The following is an 18,776-nucleotide window of genomic DNA, read 5'->3' on the forward strand; positions in this document are numbered from 1 at the left end:
AAATCATGCTGCCCTTCGGGTAGTAGTTTTTCGACTACGAACTTATTTTCAACCAGCGAGATGCTTTCATCATTGATCTTGATCGTATGGTCTGTCGGGATATCACGGCCAAAAATTCTAACGCGTGAGCCGTGTACCGGAATGGTTTGTAGATCGAGGTTATTTTCAAGATTACTGGATACGCTACTGCTCACGGTGTCGGTGATATTACGTTGCGGTCCCACTAGGCTGATCTGACGTAAATGCGTTCTATCCAGATGTCCGTCTTTGTCTTTCACGGTCAGGATATAGCTAAGCTTGTCGCCTTCTTTAAGTTTGTTTTCTTTCTTATTTGAGCCATTCCATTTAACCGTACGACCATTTTCTAGAGACTTGCCCATAAACGAGGCGATAGGATGCTTCTGCTGTTCATCCTCCGCATAATAAACCTCAAGTTCCCAGCTATCGATAAAGTGCGCATAGTTGGTGGTGATCTCAAAATTCATCGGAGATACAAACTCGCCTTTTTCCATTTCTATCGAGTTTGGTGCAGTAACATTAAGTACAGGGGTTATTGTAGAAGGATCTTTACTGACCCAGATAACACCACCGTCTTTTAAACGTATGCTACGGCTAGCAGATTGGTTGGCTGATTGGTCATCTGTTTCATTGGCAGATTTGTTTATTACTTCGTCAGTAGTTTTTGCAAGTTTTACAGATTGATCGTTATCTCCACTTATTACGGTGGTATTAGAAGAATCATCAACAGATTCAATCTTCATAGTGAATGCTGGTTTTTCTTTATAAGAAGGTGCAGTTGCCTCTGCGACTATACTCACGCTGCTTAAAACCAGACCTGCAACTAAAGAATACGCAATGGGGGATTTTTGCATTTTTCTTATTGTTTTAGTGCCAACTGATTTATTAGCCTGGGCAATTTTATTATTCATCTTCATTTGAGCAACCTACTTATTATTTTTTATACTGGGGATTATATTTATTATTTTATTTATCAGTGCCCACATTAAATTTCTCTAATTCTATAATATTGAAACTGAACTGGGTATTAACTTACATGCAAAGTATTTTATTATTCATTTATTTTCAATATCTTATATATTCACTTATGCTTATATTTTTGTAGAATTTATACTAATTAAGTTCGGCAAAACTGATGAGCGGTGTAAAGTTATAAGAGTCTATGGTTATACATTCTATTTATTATTTTTAACCTTATTGAAGAATACTGATGCTTATACAAGAACCAGCATCCTTCACTTAGTTATTACTTGATATTGATATTGATCTTCACTGACTTCATCGTCTTAGCACCTAAAAGTTTATATAAAGCCTGCCTTATAGATTGAGCACGTTTGTAGACAATCTGTTTGGCGACACCTTCTGCTTTAACATCAATTTCTGCTCGGCCATATTGCTTAACATGATCTGCAAGAAGCTTGATATTACTCATCTGAGCAGTTTTGATAACGTGACTATTATGTTCAAAAAAGCTATCACCCACTTCAACTCTTACCACCTTGCTAGAGCCACCCCCCACCTTTGGGGCAGTTTTTGATGATGACTGGATTTTTGATGATGTATTGGTTTCAGGAGCTACCTGTTTTTCTACTGGTAGCTGTATACCAAAGTTAATCTTATTCAGTGAAGTACCCGTCAAACGCATCACTCTAGGATTCTCTGTGGTAAAACGTGAACCATTCGGTAATGTTGCCGTATCAACTTTAAGCACTATATTCTTGCCCCAGCCTCTACGTCCTCCATCAACATCAGGTAGGTGATAGCGTCCATAACCATCAGTTTCGATTAATAGACCATCCACTGTTGCTAATCGCACACCCGGTATACCTTCTTCATGAATACCATAATTGGTAATGGTGATTTCAAGAACATCCGTTTCTTTCTCTGGTAATCGTTTAGCTTTCACTGGCGTCTGGGTAGGAATACCACGAATCTTGCGTGTGGTCACACGGATATCCTGACCTGTCAGTCCTTTCTTCTTCAGGCCTGTATGATCTGTTTTTATCTGACCGCGGTTATCTACCGTAATTACCGTTCCCTGCTTAGTCGTGACTTTGAAATCATTCTTCTTAGAGAAAGGCATGCGAATGATTTTCTGATAATTACCGAGATCATTTGGATTATCCAGCACACTGATGCGACCGTTAAGCCCACCAAGGTGAAGACTATTCCAACCGTAGTAATCACTCTTCACTGTTAGGCCTGTAACATTTGCAGGATCCTGGTAACCATCACCGTCACGGTCATGGAACACTTTACCAATTAAGGTCGATTGATCCAGCACGCTGTCTGCAACGATGGCAACTGTTGCGGTAGCGATGTTACTGGCTATATCATCGTCAGAGCCAGATGCGAATACTTGTACAGTATTAATTGCATTACCTTGTGTGGCTGCTGTACCGACTTTGAGGATATATCCGATCTGCACGATCTCATTACCTTGTAACGTTAATGGACCGAAGCTGAGTGTAGATGTTCCCGTTGCTTTTATCGTTGAAACGATATCGTCAGCTGTACCAAAAGTGTTGTCCACACCAGCTCTAGTTAGCTTTGCTTCATTAGCGACAAACTTGAAGCCTTTTGGTAAGTCATCACGTACATCAACCTCTACCTCGTCTTCTTTTGTGTTCTCAGCTCGTACTGTGTAATACAACTGATCACCAACACTGATTTCTTTCTTGTTCGCTGATTTACTCAACAATACGGTGTCATCATCTAATTCAGTCTGACGCGCGATTTCATTGTCTAACGGAATATGGTTAAAGATGACATTGCTATCACCGGAGTTCAACGAGAAGTCCATATAGTAAGTCGTGTCCTGACCTTCTTGTGGTGCATCTGGCTGACCTTGCACTTCACAACTACCACTATTAGCAATCGCATCTACAGTACAATTTGACTCATTTGGATCACTATCATATACACCGGTTTTTGGTGGAGTGATTGTGCTGTCTACGTAGTAACCTGCAGGTGCTTTGGTGATTTTAATGGTATACGTTTCACCGTTTTGACAACTTGGATGAGCGCCTGGATAAACATCAAAGGCATAAATACCATCCTCTGCTGTTACCTGGTTTTGTTGACCTTCACCTAAACAACTTAAATCTACAGGGGTTCCCTGTGAGTTAACCATTTGTAAAGTAACATCAGGAAGTACTTCACTCGTGGTGCTGTCATATACCACTCCGCTTGGATCAACCGGTAATGGTAAATTTGTAGTTTCACCTGATGCTAGTGGGCCATCCGTAGACTTGGTTGAAATCAAGGTGCCATTGGTATTGTAGAACTCAACAGTATACTCATCAGGAATTAAACCTGTAACTGAGTAGTTACCCTGAGCATCAGTGACCGTGGTCGCAATCACATTGCCGTCTTTGTCTTTGATCTTGAGCGTCCAACCGGCTTTGCGGTCTTCACCTGGATCAATTTCATTGTCTTTATCGCTGTCTAACCACACTGTTCCTTCAATCGCTGCTGGCTCTTCATAGTCAATCGTGACCGTGGCGATATTAGATTCAAGACCTCTGGTGTCTTTTACCGTGTAATCAACCGGTGTTGGATCTCCTAAGTAACCAGGCTCTGGTGTAAAGGTAATATCACCTGTGGTTGGATCAACTGTCCAAGTACCCTCACCTGCTATGACTAATGTCGTCACTGAGTTACCTGAAGGATCACGTAACTTAACAGATGTTGGATCAAGGCTGTCCTCTGGATCACTGTCGTTAGCCACTGTCTGAATTGTTACTGGCTGACCTAGTCTCTGATCTTCTTTAATGTCATCCTCTGCAACAGGTGGAAGATTGACAATAACCGGAACCGTTGCTGTAGTCGTACTACAGTTTGTAGGATTAAGAATCTCACAAATAGTGTATTCAACCGTGTAAGTACCAGCTGGAGTTCCAGGAGCTACGGTTAATGTTCCATTTGGCGTAATCGTTACACCTGGAGAGGTAGAACTATTCACTGTGATAGCCACTAATGCTGGATCAACCGCTTCATCATTAATTGTGTCATTCGTTAGAACATTGACACTACCTGATCCACCAGTGGTACCATCTATAGTGGCCATAATATCCGGTTCAGTTCCAATTGATGGCATATCGATATTGACTGTTTCAGTCGTCGTCGAACAGTTATCAGGGTTCAAGTTCTCACAGATCGTGTAAGTAACTTCGTAAGTACCCGCAGCAGTACCTGCTGCTACTGTGATCAACCCTGTGTCTGGATCGAGCACTAACTCTGGCGTTGTGGTATCAACTGTAATCGTTACATCCGTAGCAACTACTGGCGCACCATTAAGAGAGTCACTCGCCAATACGTTCGTTGTTACGCCACCTTCAAACCCATTGATAGGTTCAAACGTTTCTGCAACAGCAAGGATAGGTGCTGCTTCTACGGTTACCGTTTCTGTTGTCGTATAACAGTTATCAGGGTTCAAATTCTCACAGATCGTGTAAGTAACTTCATAGCTACCGGCTGCTGTGCCTGGCGCTACGGTAATTAAACCAGTTGCTGGATCTAAGGTAAGGTTTGGATCCGTTGCATCAACCGTAATTGTTACATCTTCTGCAATGACTGGGGCACCGTTTAATGTGTCACTTGCTAATACTGTTGTGGTTACTCCACCCTCTGTACCGTTAATTACAGGATACGTTTCTGGTATCGCTTGAATAGCAGCCGCTTCTACCGTTACAGTTTCTGTTGTGGTAGAACAGTTATCAGGATTTAAGTTTTCACAAATCGTGTACGTCACGGTGTGATCACCAGCCGGTGTACCTGGAGCTACAGTGATCAAACCAGTTGCTGGATCAAGCGTAAGATTAGGAACTATTGCATCGACTGTAATTGTTACATCTGCTGGTACTACTGCTACACCATTTAAGGTATCGCTGGCTAAGACCGTTGTGGTTATACCGCCATCGGCACCGTTAATTACTGGATAGGTTTCTGGCACAGCAAGTATAGGCGCTACGTCAACCGAAACAGTTTCGGTAGTTGTTGAACAATTTGTAGGATTCAGATTTTCACAAATTGTATAAGTCACAATATGAGGACCTGCCGCTGTACCTGGCGCTACTGTTATCAATCCTGTAACAGGATCAAGTGTTAACCCTGGATCAGAAGCATCAACCGTAATAGTCACATCAGCCGCAACAACTGGATTACCGTTTAAAGTGTCACTTGCTAAAACTGTTGTTGTTACACCGCCATCTAGTCCATTAATCGTAGGGAATGTCTCTGGTACAGCCAAAATTTCTGCAGCTTCAACCGTCACTGTCTCCGTTGTAGTTGCACAGTTTGTTGGGTTTAAGTTCTCACAAATTGTGTAAGTCACTTCATAAACATCTGCTGGCGTGTTCGGTGCAACAGTTATTAAACCGGTCTCTGGGTCTAAAGTAAGTTCAGAGTCAGATGTGTCAACCGTTATCGTTACATCGGTAGCGACAACTGGGTCTCCATTCAAAGTATCACTAACAAGTACTGACGTAGTTACGCCACCATCAAGACCATTTATAACAGGGAAAGTCTCAGGAATTGCGGATATAGGCGCCACATCAACTGCAACCGTTTCAGTCGTTGTCGAACAGTTTGTAGGATTTAGATTCTCACAAATAGTGTATGTGACTGTGTGTTGACCAGCTGCAGTTCCAGGAGCAACTGTTATCAAACCCGTTGCAGGATCTAACGTTAATGCAGGATCTGAGGCATCAACCGTAATTGTTACGTCTGAAGCGTCTACAGGATCACCATTTAAGGTATCGCTTGCAAGTACCGTTGTAGTAACTCCTCCATCTACCCCATTGAATGCTGGATAACTTTCCGGAATCGCTAATATCACTGACGCTTCTACAGTAACTTTCTCTGTTGTAGTCGCACAGTTTGTTGGGTTTAAATTCTCACAAATTGTGTAAGTCACTTCATAAACACCCGCTGGTGTACCTGGAGTAACAGTAATCACCCCTGTCGTAGGATCTAGAGTTAGTTCAGAGTCTGAAGTATCAACTGTAATGGTTACATCGGTAGCAACTACAGGGTCTCCGTTCAATGTATCACTCGCAAGCACTGACGTTGTAACTCCACCTTCCAGACCGTTTATAGCTGGGAAGGGTTCAGGAATCGCAGTAATCGGTGCTACATCTACCGCAACTGTTTCAGTTGTCGTTGAACAGTTAGTAGGATTTAAGTTTTCACAAATAGTATAAGTAACTGTGTGTTGACCTGCCGCAGTTCCTGGAGCAACTGTGATTAAACCCGTTGCAGGATCTAACGTTAATGCAGGATCTGAAGCATCAACAGTAATTGTTACATCCGATGCTACTACTGGGTCTCCATTTAAGGTATCGCTCGCAAGAACTGTAGTTGTTACACCACCATCAACGCCATTTACAGCTGGATAGCTTTCTGGAACTGCCAATATTGCTGGAGCTTCAACCGTTACTGTTTCGGTTGTAGTTGAACAATTCGTTGGATTGATAATTTCACAAATTGTATAGGTAACCTGATAATCACCTGCTGGTGTATTTGGCGCTATAGTGATTAAACCAGTGCTTGGATCAAGCGTTAGTTCAGGTGCTGAAGTACCAACAGAAATCGTTACATCTGTAGCGACTACTGGATCACCATTTAACGTATCACTGGCTAGTACAGTTGTTGTTACACCACCGTCTTTACCATTTACAGCTGGATATGTTTCTGCAACAGCCGATATTACAGGCGCTTCAACCGTTACTGTTTCTGTAGTGGTCGAACAATTCGTAGCATTAATATTCTCACAAATAGTGTAAATGACCTGATAATCACCCGCTGGTGTATTCGCTGCGACAGTGATTAAACCTGTAACTGGATCAAGCGTTAGTTCAGGTGCAGATGTACCAACAGTAATTGTTACATCTGCAGCGACTACTGGATCACTATTTAAGGTATCACTGGCAAGAACCGTTGTAGTTACTCCACCGTCTTTTCCATTTACTACTGGATATATTTCTGGAACAGCTAATATTTCTGACGCTAAAACGGATACTGTCTCTGTCGTCGTTGAACAATTAGTTGGGTTTGTATTTTCACAAATCGTATAAGTAACCTGGTAATCACCTGCTGCTGTATTGGGTGCCACAGTAATTAAACCTGTACCTGGATCAAGTGTTAATTCAGGTGCAGAAGTACCAACAGTAATCGTCACATCTGCTGCTACAACGGGGTCACCGTTTAAAGTATCACTCGCTAATACCGTCGTGGTTACGCCACCGTCTTTACCGTTAATAATTGGGAATGTTTCTGGTACAGACAGTATCTCTGGGGCTTCTACCGTTACCGTCTCTGTGGTTGTTGAACAGTTTGTTGGAATAGCGTTCTCACAGATTGTGTAAGTAACTTGATAAGTTCCCGCTGGTGTATTCGGCGCCACTGTAATTAAACCAGTTGTTGGATCAAGTGTTATCTCAGAGGCTGAGGTACCGACTGTAATTGTTACATCTGAAGCTACTACTGGTGAACCGATTAAAGTATCACTAGTTAATACTGTAGTAGTAACACCACCGTCTTTACCATTAATAACAGGAAACGTTTCTGGAATAGCCTTTATTTCTGGGTATGCATCTACAAAATTCTGATTAATGATAGGAGCTGGAATTGCAGGCATTGTAACTGCAATACTATCGTCATTAGCACCCTCAACATCAGAAATCGAGCTATAGTTAGCAAGATTTGTTTCTTTGATCACATAATCGCCAGAACCAATATTTGTAAAACTATAACTACCATCTGCTGATGTTGTAGCAGCAGGAATCGCATTACCAAAAGCATCAGTGGCTAGTGTTGTTCCATCAGACTCATATAATGTAACTGTTACACCCGAAAGTGGCGCATCACCTGTATTATCGTTATTGGTATCAAGTTCAACTTTACCGCTGATTGTCGAAGGTTTATTGTAATCAACCGTAATTGTGGCTGGTTCACTTTGAAAACCATTATCTGATTTAATAGTATAAGAAATAGGTGATGGATCACCTGTAAAGCCAGCAACAGGTGTAAATGTAACTATGCCATTTGCATCAACTGTCCACGTGCCTTCGTTAGGAACGACAACTCGATCAATGTCACCATCACCATCTGTATCGGTTCCAACGCCGCCTGTGACACTACTAGGGTCAAAGCTAACTGTTGTTTTATCCAGACTAACAACACTATCAGGATGTGAATCATTCGATGTAATGTCAAGCGTAGTTGGATTTGTAGGACTAATAAACCCTGGGTTACTTTGTGTATCATCAATAGTAACGGGTTGTTGCCCAATGATCGTTACTTCGTTTGACAAGGTCGGTAAACTTATTTCATTAGCAAATGCTCCCGCTGAGTTTGTGAAACGTTGTAATCGTGTAATGGTTTGACCTGAAGTACCAATCGCTACGTTTACTGCACACAGTGCGTTAGGACCTAATTCAATACCAGATACCCAAACAGCCGTAACATCACTATTCGAAAAACCACAACTACCCGCAGGTCCTGAACTTGTTCCTGCACACCAAGTGGTTGTACCATTAGTATTAGTTAAAGCAGGTGGGCTTATATCAATGTTTTTATGTGTTGTATTTGAATATCTATAAGTGGGTGTACCCGCACAACTTGAAAGATTAACACTCGTAAAGCTGGTATTCCCATCAAAGTCACTCCCAGGGGATCTTGTAATATCTACAATCGACGAGCCCGTGGTGAATTTAAACCCATCTGTGTCATCTCCATTAAAAGGAAGGATATCAATAATTTCCACATTCGTTAATGGATTTGCAGTACCGTTACGCGCATTAACCGTATAGTTCAAGGTCTCATCGATTTCATAAAAAGCATCTGAAGTCGTTTTTGTCATTATCAATGCAGAAGGAAGGCTCATAGTCATATTCGCATTTGCGGTACGAATCGTTAATGGGCTAGCATCTGCTGGTGCAGAAATCATGCTGTAAGTACGTAGGGTACCTACTGGAGCTGCCGGTGATACATCTATCTTATAGTCCAAATCAGGAATAACTGTATTACAATCTTTAAGACCTAAGTCCCAGATCAATATTTGATTATCAGCCGTACAAGAAGTTTTTAAATCTCCATCTTCAAGGTTAGAACAACTGCCAATTACAGGCTCACCCGGTGGATTAGTGGCTGACCCTGTTTGATACGATAATCCCTCATGCAACATCTCTATTATTTTAACGGGTGCTGTTTCAATCGTGGTCGCATCGCAAGTAAAGGAAGGACGTAAATTAACATCAACTACACTACCTGAAGAAACATTATTAGTAGATAGGTCTTTCTGAATTCGCACCTTACCTCGGACTAATAGAACACGGTCACCATAATTTCCACTCGGAGGGTTATCAAAATCTGACTTTGGCTCGTAGTTATTAGTTAACCAACCATTCGTAGCAGGATAACGAGCTGCTGTAAAATATGTATCATCAGTAACGCTGGAGTAATTTGGAATAATAGTTCCAGCAGGTAAAGCATTACCATTAAGATCATTACTACGTGCTACTAAGTTGATCACAGGATGAGCAGACTTTCCTGGATCAATATCCGTTGTAAATCTCACCCTAACTTTTGAAATTGGTCCTACTAATCTTGCAGCAGTAGTGGTTGAATGCCAAGTTATACCAGCATCACCACATTCTTGTGACACTCTCACACTTTGGTTAGAGTTAGCATCAGGAGGCCAGCTTCCGCCAACAAACCCAGTCGCATACTCGAAGACAGCGCCTGCTGTTACTGAGGCAGGGGTAAGCGAATATGGAGCAAGTTTTGCTGCATGACCAGGACTTCCCGGAATATCTGTTACATCGACCGTATTAGGATCAAAAATATCACAAATTATACCCCCTGTTAGAGACCCTGCATTTCCACTATTTGAATAAGATAATCTTGCTGCCCAATTAGCACCTGGTGTAACCGCTGCATTACCTGCTCGCCAGGTTGTTGCACCTGTAACTGGAGTTGTCCAGGCAGTTGTGCTTTTTGCATAATACTTTTGGAAACTACCAGATAAAGTGTATCGCAGGGTAATAGGGTAATCATTATCTTCAATACTTTCTGCTTGAGAACCAAAGTTTGATTGTCCTGAAATAGAAACAGGATCAAATGAAGAATATTCATTTACGGTTCGTAACTCATTTGGGCCTGTTGTATCCGTCGTATTGATACCTGCAATGACATCCGTTTGAGGAACAAATATACGAATGATACCTGACGTAGCAATAGCTCTCGTTACTGGTATAGCTGTTATTCCATTTCTTGCGATAGTTGGAATATGATCAAGGCTAGTATCTATATGATCATGAACAAGACTGATAGGAGTCCCCGGACCACTTGCTTGTGTACAAGTTTGTACCATTGTTGCTTTGGGTGTTGCTGTGCCACGCTCAGGAGCTGCAGCATAGTAAAAAGGCCAAGGACTACCCGCAGCTTCATAATTCATATTACAGTCAACTAATTCTGCATTGGGTGAAACACGGCTTAAATCATCGGTAAATTCCAATTTAAAATCTTTACCCAACGACTCATTACCCAAAACTGAAGATGTTGTATCAGTAGCGCCTGGCACCTCATCCACCTCTAAGCGGTAGATATACCAAATTAAATCGCCTACAACACCGTTATGTTGGTAATTCCTAGAAATTGTGTAATAAGATTTTTCAATATTCCAACGAGGCGCAGCTGTGACAATAATACTTTCGCCTACATCATCTTGAAAGGCAGTTCCGTTATCTGAATCAATAGTAATACTGATATCACCAGGTGTAGTGCCATTCGGTGTCCCACCTTTTACTACCACGTTAAAAGGGATATCTTCACTATAGGCAGGTGCAGTGGTGTAATTAGAACGTACACAAGTTAGCGTTAAACCATCTGGTGAAATCGAAGAGAGAGCTTGTGCACAACTGCCTGGTACACCTGCCCAACGTAGAGGATTACTTACAATAGGTCCTGGAGCTACTGAAGAACTTGGCAATACAGCTGTGATCGTAACTGGCTCATTCCCTCCATTAACTGACCAACCAGCAAATACCTGAAATTGGTCATTAGCGCGTACAATCAAATCCCCATTATAGGTATCATCTGTCGGATCATTGATATCGTTAACCTGATAACCAGAGTCATCATCAAAATCACAACCTGGTACTGCATTATTATTATCATTCGGTGAAGGACAAATATTGACGTCGTTAACCAGTTGACCGACTGCATTCAATGAACCATCGCCAACGATTCCGCCGGTCTTACCATAATAAGATACAACTTTTAAATTCTCTGCAAAAACTTGAGGAGAAATAACTAACAATGTAAACAATATCAGGAATGCACTCACCCTTCCTGAACGTCGTTTGTTTTTACTTTGCTTTTCATTCATTAACGAATACGAACTACACTGTTCAACTACTTTCATCTCAAACCTTTTTTTTATTATTAACACAGCGCTATAGATACTTGCCTATGTCTTAAATACATCTATTAGTGTTGAAGACTTGTTTACATAAACTAAGTCTTTCTCTTAATAATTTAATATCGTGTATGTATGACTTTGCCATTAAATTAATTATCAATAATATCTAAACGAAACTGAATCAGAGGTTAATTTACATGCAAACAAATGTGTTTTTTACGTTTACTTTCAATATCTTATGATGGTTTTACTAAGAGCGCCGTTGGTAGAAAATAATAATTTTTAGTTCACCTTAACTGACGAACGGTATGAATACTGAATAAATTTTTATACAGAATTGTTGCTATTTAAAGCATAGGAATGAGTTATGAATAGAGATTGAAGTTGTTACAGTGAAATTGTAAAAAACAGATAGATTAAACACTAAGTCACCCCCCTACTTTAGGGCTATTTTTTATTTTCTTATATCAAATCATGGTAGATGAGTCGTGAAATAGACTCTGTTTTTATTCTATTTCAGAATATATCTATGTGAAATATAGGATGGGGCTGGTTGTAGGTGCGTTAATTACGAATCTAATTAAAAATACTGTATTTAATTTTTAGATAATCAATAGGTTTATGCATTATTTTTTTTAAACTGAGATAGTCTATCAAAACAACAATTCTTAGAAGAATAGATACCAATGTCTATTTCTAGACATCGGTATCTCTGATGCTTTACTTAATATTGATTTTCACAGATTTCATTGTTTCTGCACCTAGAAGTTTATATAAAGCCTGTCTTACTGATTGAACACGTTTGTACACAATCTGCTTAGCGACATCTTCAGCTATGACATCAATTTCTGCACGACCATGTTTCTTAATATTATCAGCGAGTAGTTTGATATTACTCATCTGAGCAGGTTTGATAACATGACTGTTTAGTTCGAAGAAGTTAGCGCCTAATTCAACCCTTATTATTTTGTTAGAGGCACCCCCCACCTTTGGGGCAGTTTTTTCTGCAATCTTCTTCTTTGTGTTTTTCTTTGCTGGTTTTGTCTGCTGTTTAACGGGTAGTTTGATACCGAAATTTATTTTATTGAGTGCTGTACTAGTCAAGCGCAATACTCTTGGGTTTTCGGTAGTAAAACGAGAACCTGTTGGCAAGGTGGCAGTATCAACTTTAATGATAATGTTCTTACCCCAGCTACGACGTCCTCCATCAACATCTGGAATGTGATAACGTCCATAGCCATCTGTTTCAATCAGTAAACCACCCACTGTTGCTAAACGCACACCTGGGATACCTTCTTCATAAATACCATGATTTGTGATGGTAATTTCAAGTACATCCATTTCTTTTAATGGAACGCGATGTATTTTGACAGGAGTCTGAGTTGGGATACCGCGAGTTTTACGTATCGTTACACGAATATCCTGAGCAGTAAGGCCCTTCTTCTTCAGTCCTTTATGTGCTGTCGTAACCTGTCCTCGATTATCGACATTAATCACAGTACCTTGTTGAGTCGTGACCTTGAAATCATTCTTCTTAGAATAAGGCATGCGGATTATTTTTTGGTATTTACTTAGATCATTTGGATTATCCAATACACTCACACGACCGTTAAGGTCACCGAGGTGCAAGCTATTCCATCCAAAGTAATCACTCTTAAGTGTTAGCCCTGATGCATTCGCCAGATCTTGATACCCATCACCATCACGGTCATGGAATACCTTGCCAATCACGGTAGATTGATCGAGTACCGTATTTTGATCTATAGTTACACAGGCCGTAGCAATATTACTATTAGCATTTACACTTGCTTTGATTGTATTACATTGGTCGCCAGCGAGGATATTCGTTCCTATTCGAACTATATATGTAATTTTCACATAGCCGTCAGTTTCAACAGGAATAACTAAATTCGATACGGTGACGGGGTCTATACCAGAGCTATTAGCTGTAGCGGTAGATAGAAGTTTGTGATCAGCATCAAACGTTGCTACTTTGATAGTATCCTTATCAATTTTGAATCCATTAGGTAAATTATCGAGTACCGAAATTCCTTGGGCCAGGAAGTTACTTTTATTCTTGATTAGTATTGTATACGGAATTAAATCCCCCGCTGCCGCGGTTTTTTTACTGGCAACTTTACTGATTAATAGATCAGCGGCTGGCACTGTAAACATAGTCGATAGCAACAATGTAGGATCATCTTCGTCACCGGTATCACCAGGCGCACCGTTACTGTTACCTGTAGAGTCCCCAGCATCAGAAAGATCAGAATAAGATAAACTATCTGGACTAACAGCCGAAGTTGAAGCCTGATTTTTTAACTCTGTTGGCGCACCTATAGCATTAGGATCTATACGTGCAACGAAGTTAATAGTGTATTCATCCTCTGGCGCGAGGAAACCATCTGTCCCTATTAAAAGTTCAGGATCTGAACTTGTTCCAGTAAAGCCTGAATTTATAGTAGGAGCTATAGCCGACCCACTAATGTTATTACTAATTCCTGATACAGGTGTGCCTTCTATCCCAAGGAAAGTACTACCTAATTGAGCATTCAATGATAAATTATCTTGCAAGTGAAGATTGGTCATATTCACATCACCGGTATTTTTAACGATGATAGTGAATGGAACATTAAACGTTAAATCTGAATTCAGTACAGGTGCACCTGCAAATTTTGTTGCTAGAATTTCTGGCTTAGGTACAGGAGGTATAAATGATGTAGCATCATCATGACCTCCAGTATCATCATTGCTCGCTGTATTAGAGTCATCTGGGTTTGTACCACTATCAGTGAGATCACTAACAGTTAAAGTTCCTGAAGTTCCACCTGCTGTTGCCTGGTTCCCATAGCTAGTAGGAGCATTTTCTGCATAGGGGTTAATACGTACCTCAAAGTCAACTTTATAACTATCTCCAGCAACCAGTAAACCATTAGCGCCTGTTAATAAATTAGTTGAACCTGATAATCCTGAGTAGCTTGAATTTACCGTCGGTAACTGAGAATTACCTGATGCATTATCTGCAAAACTGACTATGGGTGGCGTGGTTACTTCAACCAAAGATGTTCCTAATTGAGCATTCAAATCATCAATAAGTGTCAGTGAACTTAAATCAATAGTTCCAGTATTTTTTGTGATTATCGTGAATTTAACACTAAAAGTTCCATCTGCATTCAACTCTGGCTCGCTTGCGCTTTTCACGGATCGAATTTCAGGGTTTGCTGTTTTGGTCGTAACAGAATCTGATATAGCTGCTAATTGTGCAGAATCACCTGATGCAGTATTTGTTATTGAACCTGCATTTACTTCGTCTTCGGTTACTGTTTTAACACCAACTAATACACAACTATCATTAGGCGCTAATGTTAAACATGTTTTAGAACTAGGCGAAATTTGACTATCATTAATAGAAATATTGCTAAGCGTGGCAGTACCCGTATTCGTATAAGTAACAGTATAAGTAAGCGTATCTCCGGCGCTTACAACACCGTTTCCATCTTCATCACTGTTAACTGGCTCTGACTTATTAATACTGGCAGAAGGAATCAACGCTTCACTAGTAACGCTATCTGTTACTGGTGTAATAGTTTGATCAGAAACTGCGCTAGCTGTATTTAAAATTTGGCCAGACAAAACATCAGCATTTGTAACCGTGTAATTACCAGTAAGAACACAAGTCTCGCCAGTCGCTAGACTTGAACAGGTTATTGTATCGTTTGGCGCTTCTAATAAACTATCTGTTACAACAACATTAGTTAAAGTTGCAGCCCCGTTGTTGGTGGCAGTTATAGTGTAAGTTAAAGTATCACCCTCACTAATTTCGCCATTAGAATCTTCATCTGCATTTACTGGTTCTGGTTTCACCACTACTAAACTTGGCTCTAGAATAGACGATGTATTTGAAGCATCTACAGCGGGAGTCTGATCTGATATTACACTTGCATTATTGACAATAGAGCCAGAAGAAACATCAGAAGCAGTAACCACATAATTACCAGTGAGCACACACGTTGAACCCGAAATAACATTCGCACAAGTGATTGTATCATTTGGAGTTGCTAATAAGCTGTCCGTCACTATCACATTAGTTAACGTTGCCGCTCCATTATTTGTTGCAGTAATGGTATACGTTAAAGTATCCCCTTCACTGATCTCTCCATTACCATCTTCATCTGCATTAGAAGGTGCTGGCTTAACCAGCGTTAGACTCGGTGCATTGATGCCACTGTTATTTTGCGCGGTACTTTCTGGTGTTTGATCAGAGTTCGCGGTGGCATCATTGATGATTTCACCCGCAGTTACATCGGCTGGTGTTACGGTGTACGTACCACTTAAGACACAAGTCGTAGCAGGAGCTAAAGTGGCACAGCTAATAGTATTCGGCGTGATCTTATTATCTGTAACCACAACATTGGTTAATGTTGCTGTCCCATTATTTGTAGCAGTGATGGTATACGTTAAAGTATCCCCTTCACTGATCTCTCCATTACCATCTTCATCTGCATTGTCAGGCGCAGGTTTAACCAGCGTTAGACTAGGTGCATTGATGCCACTGACATTTTGCGCGGAACTTTCTGGTGTTTGATCAGAGTTCGCCGTGGCATCATTGATAATTTCACCCGCCGTTACATCGGCTGGTGTAACGGTGTACGTGCCACTTAACACACAGGTATCTCCCGGTGCGACTGTTAAGCAACTGATTGTGTTCTGCGTGATCTTGTTATCTGTAACCACAACATTGGTTAAGGTCGCTGTGCCATTGTTTGTAGCAGTAATGGTATACGTTAAAGTATCCCCTTCACTGATCTCTCCATTACCATCTTCATCTGCATTGTCAGGCGCAGGTTTAACCAGCGTTAAACTCGGTGCATTAATATCACTGTTATTTTGCGCGGTACTTTCTGGTGTTTGATCAGAGTTAGCGGTGGCATCATTAATGATGGCACCCGCCGTAACATCAGCTGGTGTTACGGTGTACGTACCACTTAAGACACAAGTCGCAGCAGGTGCTAATGTGGCACAGCTAATCGTATTCGGGTTGATTTTGTTATCTGTTACCACGACATTGGTTAAGGTCGCCGAACCGTTATTGGTTGCGGTTACCGTGTAGGTTAATACATCTCCATTACTGATTTCACCGTTACTGTCGTTATCGGCATTGTCAGGCGCAGGCTTAACCAGCGTTAGACTCGGAGTATTGATCTCACTGTCATTTTGCGCTGTACTTTCTGGGGTCTGATCTGAGTTTGCCGTAGCATCATTGATGATCCCACCCGCAGTTACATCGGCTGGTGTTACGGTATACGTGCCACTTAACACGCAGGTCGCAGCAGGCGCTAATGTGGCACAGCTAATCGTGCTCGGGGTGATTTTGTTATCTGTTACCACGACATTGGTTAAGGTCGCCGTACCGTTATTGGTTGCGGTTACCATGTAGGTTAATACATCTCCATTACTGATTTCACCGTTACTGTCGTTATCGGCATTGTCAGGCGCAGGCTTAACCAGCGTTAGACTCGGTACATTGATGTCGCTATCATTTTGCGCAGTACTTTCTGGAGTTTGATCAGAGTTTGCGGTGGCATCATTGATGATTGCACCTGCTGTCACATCGGCTGGTGTTACCGTGTAGGTGCCCGTTAATACACAGGTGGCTGTAGGCGCTAATGTGGCACAGCTAATCGTGTTCGGGGTGATTTTGTTATCTGTTACCACGACATTGGTTAAGGTCGCCGTACCGTTATTGGTTGCGGTTACCGTATAGGTTAATACATCTCCATTACTGATTTCACCATTACTGTCGTTATCGGCATTGTCAGGCGCAGGTTTAACCAGCGTTAGACTCGGTGCATTAATGTCACTGTTATTTTGCGCGGTACTTTCTGGTATTTGATCAGAGTTTGCGGTGGCATCATTAATGATTACACCCGCCGTAACATCAGCTGATGTTACGGTGTACGTACCACTTAAGACACAAGTCGCAGCAGGTGCTAATGTGGCACAGCTAATCGTATTCGGGGTGATTTTGTTATCTGTAACCACGACATTGGTTAAGGTTGCCGAACCGTTATTGGTTGCGGTTACCGTGTAGGTTAATACATCTCCATTACTGATTTCACCATTACTGTCATTATCAGCATTGTCAGGCGCAGGCTTAACCAGCGTTAGACTCGGTGTATTGATCTCACTGTCATTTTGCGCTGTACTTTCTGGGGTCTGATCTGAGTTTGCCGCAGCATCATTGATGATCCCACCCGCAGTTACATCGGCTGTTGTTACGGTGTACGTACCACTTAAGACACAAGTCGCAGCAGGTGCTAATGTGGCACAGCTAATCGTGTTCGGGGTGATTTTGTTATCTGTTACCACGACATTGGTTAAGGTCGCCGTACCGTTATTGGTTGCGGTTACCGTATAGGTTAATACATCTCCATTACTGATTTCACCATTACTGTCATTATCAGCATTGTCAGGCGCAGGCTTAACCAGCGTTAGACTCGGTGCATTGATGTCACTGTCATTTTGTGCGGTACTTTCTGGGGTTTGATCAGAGTTTGCGGTGGCATCATTAATGATTGCACCCGCCGTAACATCAGCTGGTGTTACGGTGTACGTACCACTTAAGACACATGTCGCAGCAGGTGCTAATGTGGCACAACTAATCGTATTTGGCGTGATTTTAGTATCCAAAACTACTACGTTGGTTAAGGTCGCCGTACCGTTATTGGTTGCAGTTACCGTGTAGGTTAATACATCTCCATTACTGATTTCACCGTTACTGTCATTATCTGCATTGTCAGGCGCTGGTTTTACAAGGGTTAAACTCGGCGCGTTGATATCACTGACATTTTTCGCGGTACTTTCTGGTGTTTGATCAGAGTTTGCGGTGGCATCATTGATGATTGCACCCGCTGTTACATCAGCTGGTGTTACAGTATATGTGCCACTTAACTCACAAGTCGCACTAGGAGCTAACGTTGCACAAGTAATCGTATTTGGCGTAATTTTAGTATCCGTCACTACAACATCCGTTAACGTTGCCGCACCTGTATTGGTCGCGGTGATGGTATACGTCAATACATCGCCTTCACTCACTTCGGTATTGCCATCATTATCTGCATTGGCGGGGGCAGGTTTATCAACGGCTAAAAGGGGCGCATTAATGTTGGTGGTTTCACCGTCAGTAACCGGATCGGTTTGATCAGAATACGCTGTTGCGGTATTGACGATATTGCTGTCACTGACATTTTGTGGCGTCACGGTGTAGGTTCCGATCAACACACAGGTGCCATTCGGTGCGACTGATGGACAAGTGATGCTGGTTGGTACGATC

3 protein-coding genes are annotated in these 18,776 nt (G+C 41.6%); all 3 read right to left on the reverse strand.

Features of this window, described 5'->3' with window-relative positions; translation table 11 throughout:
* Positions 1-935 (reverse strand): hypothetical protein (locus EV695_RS20055; RefSeq protein ID WP_207907183.1); only part of this gene is annotated, 935 nt, incomplete at its 3' end.
* Positions 936-1,264: 329 nt separating this feature from the next.
* Positions 1,265-11,446, reverse strand: a complete 10,182-nt coding sequence (locus EV695_RS20060) for an SdrD B-like domain-containing protein (RefSeq protein WP_131907822.1) — start codon at positions 11,444-11,446, stop codon at positions 1,265-1,267.
* Between the two features lie 717 nt (positions 11,447-12,163).
* Positions 12,164-18,724, reverse strand: a complete 6,561-nt coding sequence (locus EV695_RS20065) for a DUF7507 domain-containing protein (protein ID WP_131907823.1) — start codon at positions 18,722-18,724, stop codon at positions 12,164-12,166.
* Positions 18,725-18,776 lie beyond the last annotated feature (52 nt).

It is taken from the genome of Cocleimonas flava, assembly GCF_004339015.1.
In the GTDB taxonomy this organism is placed as follows: domain Bacteria; phylum Pseudomonadota; class Gammaproteobacteria; order Thiotrichales; family Thiotrichaceae; genus Cocleimonas; species Cocleimonas flava.

Coding starts and splice junctions, on each gene's coding strand:
- EV695_RS20060 (WP_131907822.1), bottom strand. CDS start 11,446: ATGAAAGTAGTTGAACAGTGTAGTTCGTATTCGTTAATGAATGAAAAG.